Below are 20692 nucleotides of genomic sequence, written 5' to 3'. Positions count from 1 at the left end.
CTGAATCGTTTCGATTAGTTATCGTTTTCCACCATAACTAATTGATATACGCTTTTGCTATGCAATGCTTGTCATTTCTCCGAGACAAAAACAAAACCCCGAGTTCTAGTCGGGGTTTTGTTTTTTTAACTAAAAGCGATGGTTATAACTCTTCAGTCCGAACTTCTGTACCTTCTATCAAGTACCCAGACATGATGCCATCTGTATCCACCGGCACCGTTTTGAGTTTACCAATGACGTAAACGACATCCCAAAGCTCACTGGGTGGTACGCCATTTTCGAATTTAACGTAAACAAGTTGGTTTGGCGGTGGTGGCGGCACGTGAATACAGGCCCCCAAAAATGGTACCAACAGAAACTCTGTGATACTGTTTGCATCGCCTTCCAATGGGATAACAAACCCTGTCAGACCAACGAGCTTATCGTTGAGATCTTCACGAACCGTAACGTTTGTATTTTGTACTCCCGGTCCTTGATGCATAAATTGAGGTATGGACTGGGTATTTTGAAGACGCTCCGCCTCCGGTATTAAATCTTGCCAGTCCAATGCTTGTTCCTGATCGGCATACGAGAAAGAAGCAATGCTGAGGAGCAGCAACCCAATTAACTTTTTCATTGTTAAACCTTAATTGTCATTCCGTCTGTTAAAGATTGTCTATACGCGCTGATTGCAGGTAAAACGCCTATGCACATACCCGCAGCCTGCACGACTCCCAGCAGGAGTAATTCATGGTTTGTGATATGCCATACATCTAATACCAAACCATATTGGCTATGAAGAATTGGCCCACCCAAAGACAGCCCCGCTATCAATAGCAACACACCAAGGATAATCCCACCAAATGTCAGAAGGGTCGCCTCGCTGATGAGCAGCATAAATACGTGGATGGGTCGAGCGCCTACCGCACGTAAAACGGCCATTTCACGTCGACGCTCGTTGAGACCCGTAAGTAGGCTCGACAACATACCCAAGAGACCTGCAGCAACCACAAACCCTGAAATGATCAGGAGTGTTTGTTCGGCCACCGACATCATTGACCAGAGTTCACTCAACGCCAATCCAGGAATAACCGCCGTGAGAGGTTCTTCTGGATATTCATTGATTTTTCGCTGCAAGCTAAAGGTCTGTAACTTAGAACTGAGACCCAGAAAGACCGCCGTGATGGCCTCGGGCTCTCTTTGCAAAATGGTATCGAGATCCTCTTGCTTCCAACCGATATGAATGGCATCAATCGCTTTTAAAGAGACAAATATACCCCGGTCGATGGGAGTACCTGTCGCTGACAATATGCCTGATACAGAAAACGGTGAGTCATTATGGCGGGTAAATGAACGGTCAGAGAGTCCGTGAGCAATTATAATTTCATCACCCAATTCATAATTAAGTTGTCGTGCAACTTCAGCCCCGATTACCACATCAAAGACATCTGAGAAAGCCTTACCCTCCCTGAACGACAGTAACTGTTTTTTACCGTAGCGATAATAGGTGAAGAAGTCGCCAGTCGTCCCAGTGACACGAAACCCTCGGTGCGAATCTCCCAAAGAAATGGGAATAATCCACTTCACCGCACGATCTGCCCTGATATCTTTTACCGTCTCCCAACTAACATTATTCGTTGCGTTACCAATGTGAAAAACCGAGTACAACAACAGGTTTATCTGTCCAGAACGCGCACCCATAATAAGGTCAGTGCCTGAGATAGTGTTTGCAAAACTGTTTTTAGCTTGAACTCGAACACGCTCAACACCCAGTAAAAGTAACACTGAGACCGCGACTGTCAGTGTGGTGAGGAGGGCCGTATTTTTTCGGTTAAGTAGACTTCGTCTTGCCAGATTGATGATTTCAATCATAGTGATGATCCCTCTCCTGAAAGCGCACTCTCTTTCTTATCATCGGATAAAAACGCGCGGTTTATGTCAGGTAAGCTGACAACCTCATTAAAGTGAGATTTGAGAGTATGATCATGGCTGACAAATATCAGGCTGCTGTTCGACGCTTCACATTGTTCAACCAGCAATGACAGAAACTTGTCTCTCGAGTCATGGTCCAGCGCTGATGTCGGCTCATCGGCAATAACAAGGCTCGGTTTGCCGATTAACGCACGCGCTACGGCAACACGTTGCTGCTGGCCAATACTCAATGCTGTCACAGGTTGACGATGTAACCCTTCACCTAAGCCAAGAGCAGACAACAGTCGCTTGGCTTCCACTTCCAATCCACCACTCACTCTGCTTTTGCGTAATGCCGAGAAATAACAAGGCAAAGTGACGTTTTCTAATACGTTCAAATACGGAAGCAAGTTAAATTGCTGAAAGATAAGCCCCAAATGATCAGCGCGAAAAGCATCTCGCTTCGAGGCTTTCATCTGAGTTAAATCGCGATCTGCGACCATCACCAGGCCAGAATCAGGCACCGAAATACCGGCAATTAAACTTAATAATGTTGATTTACCGCAGCCACTTTGGCCGCTGATAAACATACGATGCCCTTGTGCCAGCTCAAGGTCACAGATATCAATCTGCGGTGAGCGTTGACCTGGCCAATGAAATTTGATGTTCTCAATTTTTATCATTGTTGTGCTCCTTGTGTGAGGTGCCAAAGGCACCCCACAACAATCAAAGAGAGACCTTGTTATTTTTCGCTGTCAGCTCTTTAGATACCGCACCTTTGTCCATAACGCCTTTTAGATTGATTTCTTCAGTTGCTGAAAATTCAGAGAACCAGTTTGTTGAGAACGAACTCAGTTTTTCCGGATGGTGACACTCGAAGCTGTAATTCACGATGAATTCTCTGTGTTCCGCTTTGTGCTCATCGTGATGATCGTCATGATGGCCTTTATGCTCGTCATGATGATCATGACCTTTCTTATGGTCATCATGGTGCTCGTCGTGATCATCATGGCCTTTCTTGTGGTCATCATGGTGCTCATCGTGATGGTCATGGCCTTTCTTATGGTCATCGTGGTGCTCATCGTGATGGTCATGGCCTTTCTTATGGTCATCGTGGTGCTCATCGTGATCGTCATGTTCAACGTCGAACGTATGTGCGATGTCGATATCCTTCACTTCACACTCTGCATCTTTATTGAAAGCAAAAAGACTGTCTGGCTTGTTAAGTAATGCTAACGCTCTCTTGATAGCGTCTTTCTGTGCATCATTTTTTGGTTGGTGCTCAAACCCCACAACGTCATTGGCTGGTGCTTCAATTTCAAGTAGCACTGATTCATCAGACTGAAGCAAGTTCACTGTCACTTCTGCGTGGACATGCGCCTTGTGATGTCGGTGATCTTTTTCCTCAGCGAATACAGAAGAAGACATTACAGCAGCACTGGCAATAGCAACGGCCAATTTAATTTTAGTACCCATTATTTTTCACCTTGTTAAATGTAAGAAGTTAAATATTTATACGCTAACAGGTTGATTTGGCGGGTCTCTGGCACTAAAGGCAATGCTGACATGAGCAAGAAATGTGAATGAAACACAGTTATTTTTGACCGATAACCAATCAGACTGCAAAGCCGGATAAGAAATCAAATCAAAGCCAACAATTGATGCATGACAAACCTGACAGTTTTCAGGTTCAGATAGATGGTCGATTTCAGTCAGGTGCTCAGATACATAAATGGCTTGAACACCAACTGCACAACACAGAAGTATTATGGCCAATTTAGGCAATACATATCTTTGGAATAATGAACCGAGCAAAGCAGAACTCTCTGAAAATCTGACGTGCCACTCACGAGGAATTGGGCTGGACGCGAGACTACATATTTAATATTTCCTAAATATGACAGTGATTATTAAGAGGGCAAGATAAACAATCAGGAAGTTTGGGTTACATCGCGCAGAAAAGTAAATTAGAGGCCAAACAATGAACAATTGGCCTTAACAAGTCGCCCTTCCGTAAAGGCAACCTAATGAAATGGGTGTTAGCCATGGCTTAGTTGCAATTCAACAGCCTTTACACATACAGCGGCGATAGCGAATTGACCTTGTTTCTTGATCAAAGCTTCGATATCAGTCTTAGCGTTTTCGTAAACCGCTTTGTCTTTAGCATCCAGTCTGTTGATTTGAGACTGTAATTGCATAAGTGTCGCTTTCAATTCTTGAGTCTGGTTCATGATGAGTCCCTGTAAATTGTTGTAAACCAATACCTTGACCCAAAGGGTGATACCTGATTAAGGTCCTGACCAAGGTCGGCTGACATTAAACTAACTCCATTTGGTGCCAAACGCCGCGAAAGAGTTCCATTAGGCAGTATTTAAATTACTTGTTTTAACTCGAAATACTTGGCAGCCTCTTATGTGCATTATTGAATAAGCTTGCTGGATTCGATAAATATTTTTCCGTCTAAAATACTAAATTATGAATTTTTTTCATGAACATGGGATATCTAGACGTCTAAATGGCTGGTATAGTGCTATCAGATTAAGAGAGTTAACAGTTGGACGTTTGTAATATGGCCTTATCACTCAAAGAAAAAATAAAGGATCCCTCTCAAGGTGTTTACCTCATAGGTACTACGCCACCTAAGTTAGGAACCGACAAAGAGAAAGTAGCGGAAATCGCCCATAAACTCCTCGCACGCCTTCATGAAATTGAATTCGACGGTGTCGTTATCTACGACATTCAAGACGAAAGTAGCCGAACTGATGTGCCAAGACCATTCCCCTTTAAGCACACTGTCGACCCACGCGAGTACAGTCAGCTTGTAAAGCAAATTTCTGATCAAGATGTCATTACGTACAAAAGTGTTGCCCAACGTGGAAAAGCTGAGTTTGTGGAGTGGCTGGATGAAACCAAATCTACTTACCAGCTCGATAATCTGGTACTTGTGGGGAGTCCATCATCAGACGGCGAAATTAAATTGAGTTTGCCTGATGCTTATGCAGCCCTTGAAGAACATGATAATGACTTCTTCCTTGGCGGTGTGACGATTGCCGAACGCCACTCTTCGAAGCGTAATGAGCATGAACGTTTAATTACCAAAACAGAGCAAGGCTGCCAGTTTTTCATCTCTCAAGCGGTATATGATGCTCAGGCAACCATCAATTTGATCACCAGCTATGCAAGAACCTGTCGTCAGCAAGGTAACGAGCCTAATCGTATTGTCTTGACATTCTCACCATGCGGCAGTGAAAAAACATTAGAGTTTATGGAGTGGCTGGGTATCTCTGTTCCTGAAGCGACAAAATGGCGTATTTTGGACGCTGAACAGCCATTGAATGAATCTGTCAGAATATGTCGGGAAAATCTAAATCTAATTTTGCAAAGCTGTGCCGCTCTTAATGTACCGCTTGGTCTGAATATCGAGAGCCTGACAAACCGTAAAGAAGAGATCGATGCATCGATCAATCTATATCGGTTACTAAAGGCGACGATGGAATTAAATTTGGCAGAAAAACAGCTCGCTGGGTAATACACATTTGGGTTTTTAGCCCGGGTATTTAACATGCTCTTTAAAAAAGGATGGCCAGTGCCATCCTTTTTATCGCTCTTCATTCGTAATAGATAAATCAGTTAATGGCCTGTTCAGACAGCCATTTATCGAAGTTATCCATAACCCCCGGTAGCTCTTTACCCAGTATCATCACATGATCAGATTCAGGCAGTTCAACCAAGGTTGAGTTGGTATATCTTTTGGCTGTCGCTCTGGCAATGTTCGGCGATACCGTTTTGTCCTTGTGACCGCAAAAAACGATAACAGGCGTTTTTACCTTTTCGACATCCACGTAGGCAGATTTATGCTTGTCGAACATCCAACCCGCCATTTCTGCATAGGCACGTCCAGATTCTACCGTGAGTGTTGTGAAAAACTGTTCAGCCTGCTCATTGGTCTTTTCATTCAAAACATGTTGACGAAACTCAGGCCAGCTGGGAAACATTGGCTTTTTCCAGAACCCCCAGCGGAGGAAGTACTTGTAGAACATCTTGACCATATTGGGGTACATAGCAAAAATGCCCGCTGCCGGAGCAGGAGAAAACAATGCCAGGGCTTTATGTTCTGTTCTCGCTGCGACTAATTGCGCTAACAGCCCGCCCATAGACAAACCGACAATAATTGGTGGAGAACTCAGCGACTCTACAAAGTTTTTCAAATCATTCACATAGTCACGTAAGCTCACTTCCCCCATTTTGATCGCGCCTTCAAGAATCGGCAGATCATGAAAACGAAGGGAAGGGGCGTGCACAGTAAACCCGCGTTTTTCTAGTTCCGGAACCATTTCCGCCCAATCAGAGCCGTGTCCCCAAGTACCATGAATCAAAACAATGTGCTTTTCATCTGCCATTCGTGTTTTCCTTTAAGAAATAGTAGTGCGCCCTAATTGGGTCATTCATGAGGCTGAAGTCGTCTTCCTTGTGGTATTACGAATGCTGAAATCATGAAATTCACCGACATGGGATTAAATAGATTATTTACTCTAATAATTAACTTAATCAAATCCCCTTCCGAAAAATGCCAGCTCTGCCTCATTAACAGGTATCGGTACACCTTTGCCACCGAAAACGCTTCTGAATGACTAAAAAGTGCGCATTTAGAATATCGAATCCTAGATATGTGACGTATCAATTTATAAATTTTTTTTATAATTTTGTCGGTTGAAACAAGGAGAGGTTTCAGATTTTGCCTATAAAAAACATAACTCTATGGCTTATTTTATTTCTATTCGGCTGCGGGAACGAGCATTCAGACCATGTATTTAATGATAATCAACCAGACGCAGGCGCTTTAGTCTCATTAAAGAGCTGTCCAACTACAACAGACTATGACGATGATTTCCTCACCAGTCACTTCTTTGAGGGCTGGCAAGCATTAAACCAAAATCAGAGCGATGGTTGTAGCGCAGCGATACCCTACTTTATGGACGGCGTAGATGATGCCAATGTCTCTCAACTGTCTTCTTTGTATCTAGAGTATTGCAAAGCAGATGCCTCTGAGCATTACAGTAATGAGCAATCTTCGCCAGAACAGGTGGAGTCAACGCTTGAGCTTAATCTCGAATATGTTGAGTTAAAGTGGATCGTCGAACTATCATCTTGTGACAGTAAAGTTGAACAATACGCGCTTGGTATTCTTTTCTTGCAGGGACACCTCATCCCACAAGATATGGAAAAGGCCCTTTTCTATCTGACGATGTCAGCACGTCAGGAATACGTTAATGCACAGCAGAAACTGATCGAAACGCTTTATCTGATCGGTGAAGATCAAGTCGCGGAGATGTGGCTTGAACGTTCTCAAGAAGCGATAAACAAAATTGATACACAGACGTTTACCCACATTTAAATCGTTACCGTTAGGCACGTGATTTATCATCGGCGCGTGCCTTCAGTGAGTAGCTCACTTTTTGGCATCTAAACTGATACTGGTGGGTATACGAAAAACTACTCGCAAGGTAAAGTAACTAACTTGTTTGTGTTCCGGGCTTTATTACTTGAATTCTAATACATTACCTCTCGTCGTCACGGGTCCGATCCTTCGGCGAGTCACCCAGTCATCTGTGGTAATCTGGGCTGTAGTAACAGACCGACTATCTGCAAACGCAGTCATTTTTGATTGTGAAAGTAACAAAGCAATTTGCTCATCCGATTTTGTTGACGAGGACTTTTTACAGGTTGGCGAGCGTGCTTTTGTAATGATGAAAGAAGTTGTCTCTGAAAGCGGCTTCCCCAGAGATACTGAACTCGAATACGACATCCAGGACGACACTGGTTCGCTTTTAGTACAGATTGACGGCCTGCTTTATGACGATGAGCAACGTCCCACATTCATGATCCCTTCGAAAACAGACAACATTGCTCATGGCTCATGCCGCCACCCTCACCATAATTGTAAAGATGCATTGACGGCGCTTGATGTCCAGCAATCTCGGTTAGCTCCCAAACAACGGTAGATATGCTGATCATGTCAGGTGATCAAATCTATGCCGATGATGTCAGCGGACCTTTGATGTGGGCCATAAGGCAAACAATCGCGCTTTTGGGTATGTATGACCAGCCATTTACTGACGCCCCCTTTTCCTCATGCAGTGATATCAACGAAAAGCTCAGTATCTACGGGCGGAAGAGCTATTTACCACACAGTAAACTCGGTCATTCATGGCTTCAAAAGTTGTTGAACAAGCCTGCAGAACCCGTTTTCAGCTCCCGTACGTTGGATAACCACCTGTTAACCTTTAATGAATATTTTGCTCATTATCTTCTTGTGTGGTCACCCGCACTGTGGTCCATCCTTTCGCTACCGGCTGCTGAAACCCTTTTTCCTGAGAACCCTGCACATCAACAACGTTGGAACAAAGAACATGAAAGAATAACCCGCTTCAGTTCGGAGCTTCATCATACCCAACGACTCTTTGCGCACATCCCGACATACATGATATTTGATGATCATGACGTTACTGATGATTTCAACCTTACCGTTGGCTGGGAAAAGGCGGTGTATTCATCAGCATATGGAAGCAGGGTTATTGGTAACGCATTACTTGCATATTATGTATGTCAGGGATGGGGCAATAAGCCAGACGCATTTGATGAACATTTTCGCCAGTCCGTGAGCGATTATTTCACTAAACGAGATGAAACGAGCATCATAGCGCTGGAACAGTCACTCCGCCATTTTGAAAACTGGCACTATACGATACCCACCAATCCACAAATTGTGGTCATTGATACGCGGACACGTCGATGGCGTTCGGAATCGAATGATAACAAACCTTCAGGCCTCATGGACTGGGAAGCCCTGATGGACTTTCATCAAGACGTGCTCAACCACGACTCGGTTATTGTTGTCTCACCTGCACCTATTTTCGGTGTGAAGTTTATTGAGACTATTCAGCGAATTGCCACCCTACTCGGTCAACCTCTGGCAACTGACTCAGAAAACTGGATGGCACATCCAGGTTCTGCAAATGGCATTTTAAATATAGTTAAACACCCCAAAACTCCACGTAATTTCATTGTCTTATCGGGGGATGTACATTACTCGTTTGCCTACGACATCATGATCCGTTTCCGCAAAAGTAGCCCCAGAATCTGGCAGATAACCTGCAGTGGTTTACGAAATCAATTTCCAGAGCCGTTCCTGTCCGTATTCGAATGGCTCGATAGGCTGTTATTTACCACACGCTCGCCATTGAACGTGTTTACACGACGTAAACGTATGAGAATTGTCAAACGCAGGCCTAATAACGGATCTAAACAATATCTTGTCAATAGCAGTGCTGTGGGTCAGCTGACGCTGAACGACGACGGTTCGCCGAAGGATATATCGCTGTTAACGGGGGATGGTGACATAATTTACTTCCCCCCGCCGAAAAATGACTGATAGCCGAGCTCATTGTCGCTGCGCACAATCGCGCAGTGTGCCCTAGCAAGGCTAAGCTAGGCAAGCTCGACCTAGAACTTCGCATTTACATCGGCAAAGAGGCGAATTGTTGCTAACGGGTGGGATAGCATTTGACTTGCGTGGTTCAGTGTTAAATACTCCCCGCCGATTGTTCAAAATTACAGGTTTTTCTTCATGTCACGCCAGCTACAATACATCTACAAAGGCGAAACCAAAGTCGTCACATTTTCATTTCAACGTCATCGTACGCCGCATGAGGCAGCCGCAGACGCTGAAGGTATTGACCTCAGCGAATTCCTGAACATGGAAAAACAGCTTGAAATAGTTGCTGATGGAAAAGCCCTAAAGAACCATAGAGACAGCTATTTCAACAAGCTGGGTTTCGGCAAAATCATATTATTGAAAAAAGAAGCCGCGTCGATAAAAGACAACCGATAACGTGACAATATAGGCAGAGCATAATGACTATGCTCTGTTCAAACCTCTCTCATTGATATTTTCTTCTGCTACACAATATTGAAATTTCGGCGTTTCATTTATGAGATTTCATCAATTCGTCGTTCCTGAAAGTAGTCGGTCACGCAATTTCGCAGTATGCTTTGTTAAGACGTGTTGGATCAGATTTAGCTCATTGGCACTTTTGTCCTCGTGTTTGGGAAGTTAAGACTTGTGCTAATCAGCGATGTAAGACTTTGTGCACATTAGTGCGGTTTACACATCTTTGAGTGGAGGATAAGTTATGCTCGGTGAAAACCACGGTCTTAATTACGAATTCCCAGAGTTTGCGGATAAAATACAGCTACTGAAGAATTCAGACGCAACATTTAATGCTTGGGCAAAAGAATATCACAGCTTAGATCATGAGATTAGAGGACTGGAAAACAATGATGTCCCGACTGATGATTTAACGTTCATGCAGTTAAAAACACGTCGAGCACATCTCAAAGATGAGCTGTATAAAATACTAACTAATTGATAATTATATATAATTGATGAATTTTGCTGTCGGAAGGCAGCAAAATTAAAGTCTTATTGCAGTTGCAATGAGCTTTTGGGTGTAAAACGGACGGCATCCTGTTTATTCCGGAAGAGTAATCGGATTATCCAGTGAATATCAACTAGCAAGTTGATAGACGCTATCCAATTATTGTGTAATGCTACATTTTGTTTTAAACAAAATACTGCACGGTAAAACACAACACAATATTGAAAAAGAAAGTAATTCCTTTCTCCTCATCCAGTCATCATAAAGTTTCCGTCAGGCTAAATATTTACAATTACGCACGGTTCAATACTTATAAAGACAACGCAGTCATTGCTGCAGTTAATATAACAGCCGCTATCGGCGTTATATATGCAATAAACTGCGACATTGTTTAATACACTGCGAAAGAACACAGGATGTGTTATTTGCAATTGCAAGCACTAAGGGAGTAAATAAATGGACGGTTACATGCGCTTTACGTATTCTCCAATCGGAGGGAAAATCAGTAAGTTATTAGGACTTCCTGTCCCTCCGCGCCTTGATAGAGATTACAATTTCAAGCCCAGCCAACAGGATGTGATTCAAATAGGCACACCTAACGGCGAGCGCGCTAACGGTGTTTTAAAAAGCCAACTCAAATCGTTAGGATTTGCAGTATCAGAACTCAATGTCTCGTCCGCTTACGGCCTCATCTTTGACGCCACATCAATTAAAACACTTGATGACCTCAAATACCTCCACAGTTTTTTTAAACCTGGTATGCGAACTCTTCGCTCATGTGGTCGTGTACTGGTCATAGGGCGTCCGCCAGAAGAATGTACCAGCACAGACCAACGCATAGCACAGCGCTCACTGGTCGGTTTTGTTCGTTCATTAGGTAAAGAATTGAGAAAAGGCGGAACAGCTCAACTTGTTCAGGTATCAGAAGGCGCAGAAGCTGGCCTGACATCTACGTTGTCTTTTTTCTTCAGCCCTCGCTCCGCATACGTCAGTGCGCAAACCGTTCGTGTACTTTCCGCCGAGAATGTGACTGATTGGGAAAACGGAAGCTTAGCCGGCAAACGAGCATTAATAACAGGCGCATCCAGAGGCATCGGTAAAGCTATCGCTGAACGCTTCGCGTCTCGCGGCGCTACAGTTATTGGGCTCGATATTCCTGCTGCCGAAGGTGCTTTGACAAAGCTCATGAAGGCACTGTGCGGCGAAGTTGTTCTGGCGAACTTGGCAGAACCAGATGCACCTCAAAAAGTCGCTGACGCGCTGTCAGAGCCAGTAGACATCATTGTTCACAACGCAGGGGTTACCCGTGATAAATCGTTAGCCGCAATGAAGAACGATGCATGGGACATGACACTTGCTATTAACTTAGAAGCACCAGTGCGCCTCACGGAAGTGCTGCTCGACCAAGGCAAAATCAACCAGAATGGTCGTGTCGTAGGTGTTGCTTCTATCAGTGGTATTGCGGGCAACAAAGGACAGACTAACTACGCCACCAGCAAAGCAGGTGTCATAGGATTTGTAGACGCATTTTCTAATAACCCGAAGATGAAAGACAAAGCCATTACCATCAATGCTGTCGCACCAGGATTCATCGAGACAGAAATGACGGCGAAGATCCCGTTTGGCGTGCGTCAGGTTGGTCGTAGAATCAGCTCACTGCAACAAGGCGGACTTCCAGAAGATGTTGCTGAAACTATCTTGTGGTTTGCAGATAATGCTTCTGGCCCTGTAAATGGCAACACAGTTCGAGTATGCGGTCAAAGCCTGCTGGGAGCATAACGTATGAGTATCGGAAGAACGCAAACTGTTAAAATGCCTTCCATGCTGCCTTTATATCTCCACGCAGCGATGCACAGTGGTAACGTAAAAGACTGGCGATTGTCTGACGTGACTTTGGCCTATAAAGGATGGCGTTGTGATAAGGCAAAACTGAAAAAGTATTGCCAATCTATCGGCGTGAAAAAAACAGGTGGCGTGTTGCCACCTGTTTACCCACAGATCATTTCCTTTCCGCTTCAGATGAAGTTAATGACGCGGAAGGATTTCCCGTTCAAGCTGCTGGGTCTGGTTCATCTCACCCAATCAGTTACGCAGCACTCACCTATCTCTGAGAGCAGCAAACTTGATATTTCGGTCAAGTTTGATGGTCATGACGCACACCGTAAAGGCGTGTTGTTCTATCTCAAGACGGAAGTGCACTGCAACGGTGAATTGATGTGGGAAGGACGTGCTGGCTATCTTTTCCGTCACCGTAAAATTGCTGACCCGGATGCACCAAAATCTGCTCCGTTACTCGCTGACGACGAAACACAGTCGCTAGCATTCACGCAGACGCTGAAAAGTGCACTCCCAATTACTCGTCGCTATGCAATGGCATCTGGAGACATTAACCCGATTCATATGTCTGGCGTTACGGCAAAATTACTTGGGTTTAAAAAGCCTATTGCGCATGGAATGTGGCTGTTATCTGCTGCTCTTGCGAAAGTGACACAAGCCAATAGCAAACTCCATGTTGATGCGGAGTTCAAAAACCCAGTATTTCTTCCAAGATCACTGTATTTAAAAGCAGACCAACCTAACCCTGCTGCTAAATTCGCAGTTTTCAACGACAACGGCGAAGACTTACACATTGTCGGGCGCATCAAATACTCAGATTGTTAATAGAAAACAGCCGAAACATAAAGAAAGGAAGCTGTATGAAACCTTTGTTATCTTTAAGTTCATTTGTCGTTTTGATGTTGAGCTGGCTAATTTATGTCCCAACAGCGACTGCTGCTAAATTAAAGGCCAGCGACGGGCAAACATATACCGATTCTATAAAGCTAAAGTCATACAAACGTGACGGTGACATTTATGACACGATTATCGGACGTGTTTTATTTAAAACATCTCTAGCCGCGCCCATGGTGGTATTAACAGAAACCGATGAGCTGACGGAGTGGGTTCATTCCTCTGTCGAGGCTTCCGTTGTTAATGAAGTATCCGCAGCAGATAAAACGCTTTATTTTGTTTTCTCTGCACCATTGGGTATCGAAGACCGTGACGCATATATGCGATTTTCTGGTCAACGTTCATCAGACAACATTTTCACTATGTCGCTTGAACAGGACTACTCCTACCCTAGCAATGACAATGCGGTAAGAATGTCAAATGTAAAGGGGCATTTCCGTATGGAAGAGTTGGAGAATCAGCTGGTAGCCGTGGAGTTTGAACTTCACATTAACCCGAATCTCCGCCCGATTTTTGCGGCAAATGCGAATACCAAATCCGTCGTAAAAAACACGCTGGAGAATCTGAGAGAAAGATTAGAAGACAAACGAGATGTGAGTGCCATTCCTGATCAATTGGCTGCTGCACTCGGAATCTAAGTTAACTCAGATACAGCTTCAACTGGCCGTGGTTTCTGCTCTTAAAGCATTTTAGACAGAAACCGCGGCTTTCGTGTAATAGGCATTCCACTTTATTCCCGCTACATTATCTTCATAAACTTAGTTTGCTATTAAACCTTGGCATTACCGACGATTTTGGAGCTTAAGCATGAAGCTGACTTTTTTGATTTTTACCTCTTGGGTATTTTCTTCAATAAAGACATTGAGTGTCATTTTGAGTGTTGCTCTGTGCACTCCCGTCATTGCAGATACCATAAGTTCTGAAAAGCAGACCTTCACCGTTCAGTCGGTTGCTAAAGGGCTCAATCACCCGTGGTCTATGCAATTCCTGCCCAGCGGCGATATGTTGGTGACAGAGAGAGAAGGAGGTTTGGTTCGTGTATCTCCCAGCGGAAAGATAACGAAAATAGCGGGCGATATTCCCAACATTGCTTATACGGGGCAAGGTGGGTTGCTCGGCCTTGCGCTCGCACCTGACTTTGAGAGTTCAGGTAAAATTTTCGTTGCATACAGTGAAAAAGGCAGCTTTCGAAAATCGGGGACCAGTGTCATTTCCGCTATTCTTGCCAATAACTCAGTTACCGATATCAAAACTGTTTTCAGAATGGATCCAAAGCTCGGCGGTGGTCGCCACTTCGGCAGCCGACTGCTTGTTCAAGACAATTACCTCTTTATCTCACTGGGGGACAGGGGCCAAAGAGACCGATCACAAGATCTCACTAACCACCAAGGTAGCGTGATCAGAATTAACCTAGATGGTTCGACACCGAAAAATAACCCCTTCCTAAAAAATGATCAGGCAAAACCAGAAATATACAGTTTTGGCCATCGAAATATTCAGGGGATGACACTCGCAAACAATAACCTGACGCTTTGGACTCATGAACATGGTCCTCAGGGTGGCGACGAACTGAACATCACCCAGGCCGGTAAAAATTATGGCTGGCCAACCATCACCTATGGTGTCAATTACGGGTTAGGTACCAAAATAGGCAAAGGTACCCATCAGGAAGGAATGGAACAGCCTGTTCACTACTGGGTGCCCTCTATCGCCCCATCGGGTATGACATCAGTCAAAGGCAAAAAATTTAAGAACTGGCAGAACAATCTTTTACTCGGATCATTAAAATTTGGCCTGTTGGTAAGGCTTGAACTCGATGAGAATCGTGTCGTACACGAAGAACGCATGCTCGACGGCAAATATGGGCGGATCAGAGATGTCATTGAAGGGCCAAATGGTGATATCTACTTACTGACAGATTCAGCTAACGGAGAGATACTTCTTCTTCGCCCTATAAATGATGACTAGATATCTCGCGCGAAGTATTGGTAGTAGTGCTTTATACTAGAACGATGAGCTAAGCCGTTTAATAAAACTAATATTTACTATAACTGTCAAAGATTTACAGAAGTCAAAAAATTGTCATGCACGTGACCCAATCCAGTCATCTTAACTTTTCACTAACATTCATTGGACAACGAATAGAAAGCTGATTAAGTTGATAAAAAAGCGTTACGAATTACCTTTGCTTGCAATAAAACCCAAAACCCTGCCCATACGGCAGGGTTTTGGGTTTTATTGGCTTAATGATGAATAAGCCCTGTGACTTAAGCCGAAAATGTGATCTAGTACTAAGTTTGATTTTTGATTGTCGCGGCATTGTGTAGACCTGATGAGAGCATCAGCTATTCTCTACTAAATCCTTCCACCCTAAGCGACATGTCCGTGCATCAAAATAACGTATTAAAGAGTGAAAAAATCAGTCTGGATTTATTTTTCGTGATCGAAAACCTTTTACCGGGTAAACGCTGTGTTGATTTGTTCAGAAGCAATTCCAAATACCTCCCCATTCCAACACTTGCTCTTCAACACTGTGACTCTGGCGCTGCACTTCAATTAGAACTTTTCAAACGCTGTAAAAACTTTGTTGCCGTTAGTCAGGGGAAAGTCTTGTGTGATGAATTTGCGCTTGACGGAAATGATGAGCAAATACAGGCTGGCACTATGATCTTGGCGCGATTTATCAAAGGTGCATACTTTTGGGTCGACTATTATCTGGCCGCGTATCAGGAGCACTGGTCCAACGAACAGAAAAGCCGTTGGCTCAGAGATTTCAAATTACTTGTCCAGACTGTCATTGGTGTTGGTAACTGCTCAAATGCTGAATGGCTACTGAAAAACCACGCCCCAATCAAGACGTTAACTTACAACAGCCACATCGCACCATTTTTGCAGCACTATGACTAAGCACCTATGCTGAAAGTGTACTGAGCCAATAAAATAAAACTGTCATTCAACTTTGGTTTTATCTCAATGACTCTATGTTCTTCCGTTCCGCACTTTCAGCAAGGTAACCTGTGAAAAGACTTAAGCGTTATCAATACGAGCATTACGCGATTCTTTGCCGTGAATCTTACCCCAAAGCATTCGACCATACGGCTTACGGCTTTGATAGTGAATGCCGCCGTGATATTACTGATAGGTTCGGCAAGACCATCATTCGTATTCTTTGGAGTGAGAGGAAAGATGCCGTCGTGGTTTTCAAAGGCTCACACAGTGTTGGGGATTGGTTAACAAACCTTGTATGCGTACCCAAGTCTCTGCCAACGAAATTCAACGCCGGAAACGTGCACTGGGGCTTCTATTTCCAACTCACCCAAACCAGCCGAAAGAGTAAAAACCCATACCACGCTAAATATCAGCGCCTCAGCGACAACCACCTGACTGAAGTATCACAAAGCCATGATGGAGGACATCATCAAGGTAACTCGGTATTAGAGCAGTTGACTGCGTGCGCGGAAGAACTTAGCGCAAGGGGAAAAAGGCTGATTTTCACAGGACACTCATCAGGCGGATGTATGGCCGTTATCGCAGCGGAAATAATTGAGCAGGAACACCCCGGCATCATCAAACGGATTGTCACATTTGGCCAACCTGCACCCGGGTTTTGGTCATTCAAGAAGCGATACCGCCTGCATGAGCGCACTTATCGAATCTGCTGCGACGTTGATATCGTCACATTCCTTCCGGGGTTTCCTTTTATTTTTTGGCACGTGGGAAAAATGATCTGGCTACATGATAATCGGATCTATCAGGATATTCCGTCACCTGTGCGAATATGTCGGGTACTCGTTAGCTGGTTGATGCGGCCAATTGCCTATCACTTTATGGACAAGTACATTCGCCGCAAAGATTACTTCGATCAGCATTAGTGGCTGATCATTCCTCTCTGGCTTTTCTTTCACGCGCCAGTTTTTGCAGGTATTTATCAAGCTCATTGGCAAAAAGCTGACGCTCAGCCTGACTGAGTGAAGCCGGTCCACCTGTTTGAATACCACTGGAGCGGAGCGTATCCATGAAATCCCGCATATTTAAGCGCTGACGTATATTCTCTTTTGAATACATCTCTCCGCGAGGGTTCAGCGCATGTGCACCTTTATCAATGACTTCAGACGCAAGGGGAATATCAGCGGTGATCACCAAATCGCCAACCTGAGCCCGTCGTACAATTTCGTTGTCAGCCACATCAAAGCCACTGGCAACTTGCATGCGACTGATAAATTTTGAGGGTGGAATTCGAAGTGGTTGATTAGCAATCAAGACCAACGGTGTTTGTGTTCTCTCTGCAGCACGAAACAGCACTTCTTTCACCACCGCAGGACACGCGTCGGCATCAACCCAAATTGTATTCATGACATCTTCCTATAACTAATCGCTGTGCGCAGTATCCCTTTTATCACAATCAGGTACAACAAAGGGTTAGAAAAGATGAACTTGAGAAAAACATCTGACATAAAAAAGGCAGACGATGTCTGCCTGAAAGGGGTAACGCTAATCAATATCACGTCATTTATTTTGACTGATACTCCTGCGCCAACAGCTCTGCGGCTAGTTTAGCGATAGGATTAAGGCCATTGCTGTGTTCTGAAGCTTCGAGCAAACTGGCTTTCATATCCCGTGACCAAAATCGTCGGATATGACTGGCAACAAATGCTACGGTGTCGTCCTGAGAGTCACCCTGACAAATATTGTCAGCAATTTGATTTGCCATGTAGTAAATCTGATCGAGGCGATGTTGTTCACCATCCATACTTATTCCTCTCGATTAACCGCAGACGACAAGAAACCCAGTTGCTGCTCGTCAAACGCTCGGAACCTTTCCTGCCAATGGGTAGCATCTTCTCCTGAAATGCTCACCTCAACGGCTGTGACTTTATACTCAGGGCAATTGGTCGCCCAGTCAGAGTTATCCGTCGTAATAACATTGGTACCCGATGCGGGGTGGTGGAACGTGGTATACACGACGCCGGGCTGCATCCGTTCACTCAGCATCACTGGCAATACGATATCTCCCGCCCGACTTTTTACCTTCACCGACATCCCTTCAGTGATACCGCGCTGCTCGGCGTCATGTGGGTGAATCTCCAACACATCTTTTTGGTGCCACTGTGAGTTATCAGTTCTACGCGTTTGTGCTCCCACATTGTATTGCGACAATATTCGACCTGTTGTGAGTAGTAACGGGAATTTACGCGTCACTTTTTCAGACGTCGCAACATACTCAGTCACCATGAAACTGCCTTTGCCTTTTACAAATTCATCGATGTGCATTGTCGGTGTGCCGTCTGGTGCATCCTCATTACATGGCCACTGAATCGAACCAAGCTCATCAATCTTTTCGTAACTCACTCCATGGAAGGTCGGCGTAAGTCTCGCAATCTCATCCATGATCTCTGACGGATGCGTGTATTCCATTGGGTATCCCAGCGCATTCGCCAAATCGACAGTGACTTCCCAATCGGCTTTGCCTGCCAATGGTGCCATGACTTTTCTCACAGGAGAAATACGCCGCTCTGCATTGGTGAAAGTTCCGTCTTTCTCAAGGAAGCTTGAACCGGGAAGAAATACATGTGCGAATTTCGCGGTCTCATTGAGAAAGATATCCTGCACAATCAGGCAGTCTAACGCCGACAATGCCGCCTCGACGTGCTGGGTATTGGGGTCAGATTGCGCAATGTCTTCACCCTGTACATACAAGCCTTTGAATCGACCAGCAATGGCTGCGTCAAACATATTGGGGATACGCAGACCGGGTTCATCATCAAGTGTCGTTCCCCACTCCCCTTCAAACAATGCCCTTGCACTGGCATCTGAAATATGGCGATATCCCGGCAGTTCATGAGGGAAGGAGCCCATATCGCAACTGCCCTGAACGTTATTCTGTCCGCGCAGTGGATTCACGCCCACTCCCTCGCGACCTATGTTACCTGTTGCCATCGCTAAGTTGGCTATCGCCATCACCGTTGAGCTACCCTGTGAATGCTCAGTGACACCCAAACCATAGTAAATGGCTCCATTGCCAGCAGTCGCATACAGTCTCGCAGCTTCTCTTACCTTGTCGGCGGCGACGCCTGTCTCCTGCTCCACGGCTTCTGGGGAATGTCTGTCCTCCGCGATAAATTTACGCCATTTTTGGTAATCGTCATCCTCACAGCGGGACGTAATAAATGTACTGTCTTCCAAACCCTCGGTTATCACAACGTGTGCCAATGCATTCATCATCGCAACATTGGTTCCGGGGCGCAGTGGGAGGTGATATTCAGCCGCCACATGGGGCGCGTTGACGATATCTATTTCACGCGGATCAATCACAATCAGTTTCGCACCAGCCCGCAATCTGCGCTTGAGCTGCGATGCAAATACCGGGTGACCATCCGTAGGATTAGCCCCCATTACAACGATCACATCTGCTTGTTGCACTGAATCAAATGTCTGCGTGCCCGCCGATTCACCAAGCGTGGTTTTGAGGCCATACCCAGTCGGTGAGTGACAAACCCTCGCACAGGTATCAACGTTATTAGTGCCAAATCCAGCCCTTACCAGTTTCTGCACCAGATACGTTTCTTCATTGGTACATCGTGAAGAGGTAATGCCACCCAGAGCCTCAGCACCGTGAGCATCTTTAATTGCGGTGACTTTGTCAGCGGCAAACTTAATTGCTTCTTCCCAACTGACTTTTCGCCACGGTTGATCGATAGCATCACGGATCATCGGGTCTGTGACCCTGTCTTTGTGTGTGGCGTAACCAAATGCAAAACGACCTTTCACACAAGAGTGCCCCTGATTCGCTGCACCGTTTTTATCCGGTACCATCCTAACCAATTGATCACCGCGCATCTCTGCTCGGAACGAACACCCGACCCCACAGTATGCGCAGGTCGTTATCCTGTAGTGGCTCGGTACTCCCTGCTCGATAACACTGGTTTCTGTTAGTGCAGCAGTCGGACATGCCTGAACACAGGCACCACATGACACACATTCTGAATCCATGAAGTTTTTGTCACCGGCAACAATACGGGATTCAAAGCCTCGACCTTCGACGGTGAGTGCGAATTGACCCTGAATATCTGAGCAAGCACGAACACAACGCGAGCATACAATGCACTTACTCGAATCAAAGGTGAAATAGGGATTAGATGTATCCTTTTCCATCGATAGATGGTTTTCGCCCTCGAATCCATAGCGAACATCTCTCAAGCCAACAGCACCTGCCATGTCCTGTAACTCACAATCTCCATTGACTGCGCACGTTAGGCAATCTAGTGGATGGTCTGAGATATAGAGTTCCATAACATTACGTCGTAACTTCTTGATTGCTTCATTCTCGGTGTGGACCACCATCCCTCAGCGACGGGGGTCGTGCAGGCTGCAGGCTTACCACGCATGCCTTCAATTTCAACAACGCAAAGGCGGCAAGAGCCGAACGCATCGAGGCTATCTGTAGCGCAAAGCTTGGGTATCTGTATATTTAGCATTGCAGCGGCACGCATTACGGAGGTGCCTTCAGGAACGTCGACTTGCCAGCCATCGATCGTCAAAGAGACGGTGCCAACATCTGGGTCAACAACAGGTGGGGTACCAAAATCCATCGTATCCTGTTGGGTGGGTATATAGTGCTCTACCATGTTTCACTC

The 20692-nt window shown here is 45.1% G+C and carries 21 protein-coding genes and 1 pseudogene; 11 read left to right on the top strand and 11 right to left on the bottom strand.

Going from position 1 to position 20692, the window contains the following annotated elements; all coding sequences use genetic code 11:
• Positions 1-142: 142 nt before the first annotated feature.
• From CS022_RS17620 to CS022_RS17595, 6 genes are all read right to left on the bottom strand, one after another.
• Entirely contained in the window at positions 143-616 is a 474-nt protein-coding gene (locus CS022_RS17620; RefSeq protein ID WP_129123381.1) for a DUF3299 domain-containing protein, read from the bottom strand.
• Positions 617-618: 2 nt separating this feature from the next.
• Complete coding sequence (locus tag CS022_RS17615) at positions 619-1851, bottom strand: ABC transporter permease (RefSeq protein WP_129123380.1); 1233 nt, start codon at positions 1849-1851, stop codon at positions 619-621.
• Positions 1848-2573: an ABC transporter ATP-binding protein gene (locus tag CS022_RS17610; RefSeq protein WP_129123379.1), complete on the bottom strand. Its 726-nt coding sequence runs from the start codon at positions 2571-2573 to the stop codon at positions 1848-1850. The genes CS022_RS17615 and CS022_RS17610 overlap by 4 nt, the downstream gene beginning before the upstream one ends.
• Before the next feature lie 43 nt (positions 2574-2616).
• Positions 2617-3366: a zinc uptake protein ZrgA gene (zrgA, locus tag CS022_RS17605; RefSeq protein ID WP_129123378.1), complete on the bottom strand. Its 750-nt coding sequence runs from the start codon at positions 3364-3366 to the stop codon at positions 2617-2619.
• Between the two features lie 36 nt (positions 3367-3402).
• A complete protein-coding gene (locus tag CS022_RS17600) occupies positions 3403-3666 on the bottom strand; it encodes a hypothetical protein (RefSeq protein WP_145964523.1) in 264 nt (87 codons plus the stop codon).
• 263 nt (positions 3667-3929) lie between these two features.
• On the bottom strand, positions 3930-4121 hold the full coding sequence (locus CS022_RS17595; RefSeq protein ID WP_129123376.1) for a hypothetical protein: 192 nt from the start codon (positions 4119-4121) through the stop codon (positions 3930-3932).
• Between the two features lie 338 nt (positions 4122-4459).
• Here CS022_RS17595 and CS022_RS17590 point away from each other — a divergent pair, with 338 nt between their 5' ends.
• Positions 4460-5419 carry a methylenetetrahydrofolate reductase gene (locus CS022_RS17590; RefSeq protein ID WP_129123375.1) on the top strand — a complete coding sequence of 320 codons (960 nt, stop codon included), beginning with the start codon at positions 4460-4462 and terminating at the stop codon, positions 5417-5419.
• 97 nt (positions 5420-5516) lie between these two features.
• Here CS022_RS17590 and CS022_RS17585 read toward each other — a convergent pair whose 3' ends face one another.
• On the bottom strand, positions 5517-6290 hold the full coding sequence (locus CS022_RS17585) for an alpha/beta hydrolase (RefSeq protein WP_129123374.1): 774 nt from the start codon (positions 6288-6290) through the stop codon (positions 5517-5519).
• Positions 6291-6625: 335 nt separating this feature from the next.
• Between CS022_RS17585 and CS022_RS17580 the strand changes: the two genes are divergently transcribed.
• The 10 genes and pseudogenes from CS022_RS17580 (at position 6626) to CS022_RS17535 (ending at position 16930) form a co-directional block, all read left to right on the top strand.
• A complete protein-coding gene (locus tag CS022_RS17580; protein ID WP_129123373.1) occupies positions 6626-7285 on the top strand; it encodes a tetratricopeptide repeat protein in 660 nt (219 codons plus the stop codon).
• A 148-nt stretch (positions 7286-7433) separates the two neighbouring features.
• A pseudogene (locus CS022_RS17575) lies at positions 7434-9322 on the top strand (alkaline phosphatase family protein).
• A gap of 195 nt (positions 9323-9517) precedes the next feature.
• Entirely contained in the window at positions 9518-9781 is a 264-nt protein-coding gene (locus tag CS022_RS17570) for a DUF2960 family protein (protein ID WP_129123372.1), read from the top strand.
• Positions 9782-10082: 301 nt separating this feature from the next.
• A complete protein-coding gene (locus CS022_RS17565) occupies positions 10083-10319 on the top strand; it encodes a YdcH family protein (protein ID WP_129123371.1) in 237 nt (78 codons plus the stop codon).
• 465 nt (positions 10320-10784) lie between these two features.
• Positions 10785-12107 (top strand): 3-oxoacyl-ACP reductase, encoded by a 1323-nt coding sequence (locus CS022_RS17560; protein WP_129123370.1) that lies wholly within the window; start codon positions 10785-10787, stop codon positions 12105-12107.
• 3 nt (positions 12108-12110) lie between these two features.
• A complete protein-coding gene (locus CS022_RS17555) occupies positions 12111-12989 on the top strand; it encodes a MaoC family dehydratase (protein WP_129123369.1) in 879 nt (292 codons plus the stop codon).
• Positions 12990-13024: 35 nt separating this feature from the next.
• Positions 13025-13696, top strand: a complete 672-nt coding sequence (locus tag CS022_RS17550; RefSeq protein ID WP_129123368.1) for an SRPBCC family protein — start codon at positions 13025-13027, stop codon at positions 13694-13696.
• Between the two features lie 169 nt (positions 13697-13865).
• Positions 13866-15026 carry a PQQ-dependent sugar dehydrogenase gene (locus CS022_RS17545; protein ID WP_129123367.1) on the top strand — a complete coding sequence of 387 codons (1161 nt, stop codon included), beginning with the start codon at positions 13866-13868 and terminating at the stop codon, positions 15024-15026.
• A gap of 471 nt (positions 15027-15497) precedes the next feature.
• Positions 15498-15965, top strand: coding sequence for a hypothetical protein (locus CS022_RS17540; RefSeq protein ID WP_235869577.1), 468 nt, complete (start codon positions 15498-15500; stop codon positions 15963-15965).
• Positions 15966-16075: 110 nt separating this feature from the next.
• A complete protein-coding gene (locus CS022_RS17535) occupies positions 16076-16930 on the top strand; it encodes a lipase family protein (protein ID WP_129123365.1) in 855 nt (284 codons plus the stop codon).
• 7 nt (positions 16931-16937) lie between these two features.
• Here CS022_RS17535 and CS022_RS17530 read toward each other — a convergent pair whose 3' ends face one another.
• The 4 genes from CS022_RS17530 to CS022_RS26570 form a co-directional block, all read right to left on the bottom strand.
• A complete protein-coding gene (locus tag CS022_RS17530; protein WP_129123364.1) occupies positions 16938-17411 on the bottom strand; it encodes a YaiI/YqxD family protein in 474 nt (157 codons plus the stop codon).
• A gap of 157 nt (positions 17412-17568) precedes the next feature.
• A complete protein-coding gene (locus CS022_RS17525; protein ID WP_129123363.1) occupies positions 17569-17808 on the bottom strand; it encodes a formate dehydrogenase subunit delta in 240 nt (79 codons plus the stop codon).
• 2 nt (positions 17809-17810) lie between these two features.
• Positions 17811-20348, bottom strand: a complete 2538-nt coding sequence (gene fdhF, locus CS022_RS17520) for a formate dehydrogenase subunit alpha (protein ID WP_235869576.1) — start codon at positions 20346-20348, stop codon at positions 17811-17813.
• The gene (locus CS022_RS26570) at positions 20318-20683 is read right to left on the bottom strand and encodes a 2Fe-2S iron-sulfur cluster-binding protein (protein WP_235869575.1); all 366 of its coding nucleotides are present in this window, start codon (positions 20681-20683) and stop codon (positions 20318-20320) included. Before CS022_RS26570 ends, fdhF begins: the two co-directional genes overlap by 31 nt.
• Positions 20684-20692 lie beyond the last annotated feature (9 nt).

The organism is Veronia nyctiphanis (assembly GCF_004116385.1).
Taxonomy (GTDB): Bacteria; Pseudomonadota; Gammaproteobacteria; order Enterobacterales; family Vibrionaceae; genus Veronia; species Veronia nyctiphanis.
Note: the sequence above shows the minus strand (reverse complement) of the source record. Positions and strands in the feature narration are given on the sequence as shown.

What these genes read in the sequence shown, in the direction of transcription:
- CS022_RS26570 (WP_235869575.1), bottom strand. Translation starts at nt 20,683, where the DNA reads ATGGTAGAGCACTATATACCCACCCAACAGGATACGATGGATTTTGGT.
- CS022_RS17570 (WP_129123372.1), top strand. Translation starts at nt 9,518, where the DNA reads ATGTCACGCCAGCTACAATACATCTACAAAGGCGAAACCAAAGTCGTC.
- CS022_RS17525 (WP_129123363.1), bottom strand. Translation starts at nt 17,808, where the DNA reads ATGGATGGTGAACAACATCGCCTCGATCAGATTTACTACATGGCAAAT.
- CS022_RS17530 (WP_129123364.1), bottom strand. Translation starts at nt 17,411, where the DNA reads ATGAATACAATTTGGGTTGATGCCGACGCGTGTCCTGCGGTGGTGAAA.
- CS022_RS17560 (WP_129123370.1), top strand. Translation starts at nt 10,785, where the DNA reads ATGGACGGTTACATGCGCTTTACGTATTCTCCAATCGGAGGGAAAATC.
- CS022_RS17545 (WP_129123367.1), top strand. Translation starts at nt 13,866, where the DNA reads ATGAAGCTGACTTTTTTGATTTTTACCTCTTGGGTATTTTCTTCAATA.
- fdhF (WP_235869576.1), bottom strand. Translation starts at nt 20,348, where the DNA reads ATGGAACTCTATATCTCAGACCATCCACTAGATTGCCTAACGTGCGCA.
- zrgA (WP_129123378.1), bottom strand. Translation starts at nt 3,366, where the DNA reads ATGGGTACTAAAATTAAATTGGCCGTTGCTATTGCCAGTGCTGCTGTA.
- CS022_RS17585 (WP_129123374.1), bottom strand. Translation starts at nt 6,290, where the DNA reads ATGGCAGATGAAAAGCACATTGTTTTGATTCATGGTACTTGGGGACAC.
- CS022_RS17615 (WP_129123380.1), bottom strand. Translation starts at nt 1,851, where the DNA reads ATGATTGAAATCATCAATCTGGCAAGACGAAGTCTACTTAACCGAAAA.
- CS022_RS17550 (WP_129123368.1), top strand. Translation starts at nt 13,025, where the DNA reads ATGAAACCTTTGTTATCTTTAAGTTCATTTGTCGTTTTGATGTTGAGC.
- CS022_RS17610 (WP_129123379.1), bottom strand. Translation starts at nt 2,573, where the DNA reads ATGATAAAAATTGAGAACATCAAATTTCATTGGCCAGGTCAACGCTCA.
- CS022_RS17620 (WP_129123381.1), bottom strand. Translation starts at nt 616, where the DNA reads ATGAAAAAGTTAATTGGGTTGCTGCTCCTCAGCATTGCTTCTTTCTCG.
- CS022_RS17555 (WP_129123369.1), top strand. Translation starts at nt 12,111, where the DNA reads ATGAGTATCGGAAGAACGCAAACTGTTAAAATGCCTTCCATGCTGCCT.
- CS022_RS17565 (WP_129123371.1), top strand. Translation starts at nt 10,083, where the DNA reads ATGCTCGGTGAAAACCACGGTCTTAATTACGAATTCCCAGAGTTTGCG.
- CS022_RS17590 (WP_129123375.1), top strand. Translation starts at nt 4,460, where the DNA reads ATGGCCTTATCACTCAAAGAAAAAATAAAGGATCCCTCTCAAGGTGTT.
- CS022_RS17595 (WP_129123376.1), bottom strand. Translation starts at nt 4,121, where the DNA reads ATGAACCAGACTCAAGAATTGAAAGCGACACTTATGCAATTACAGTCT.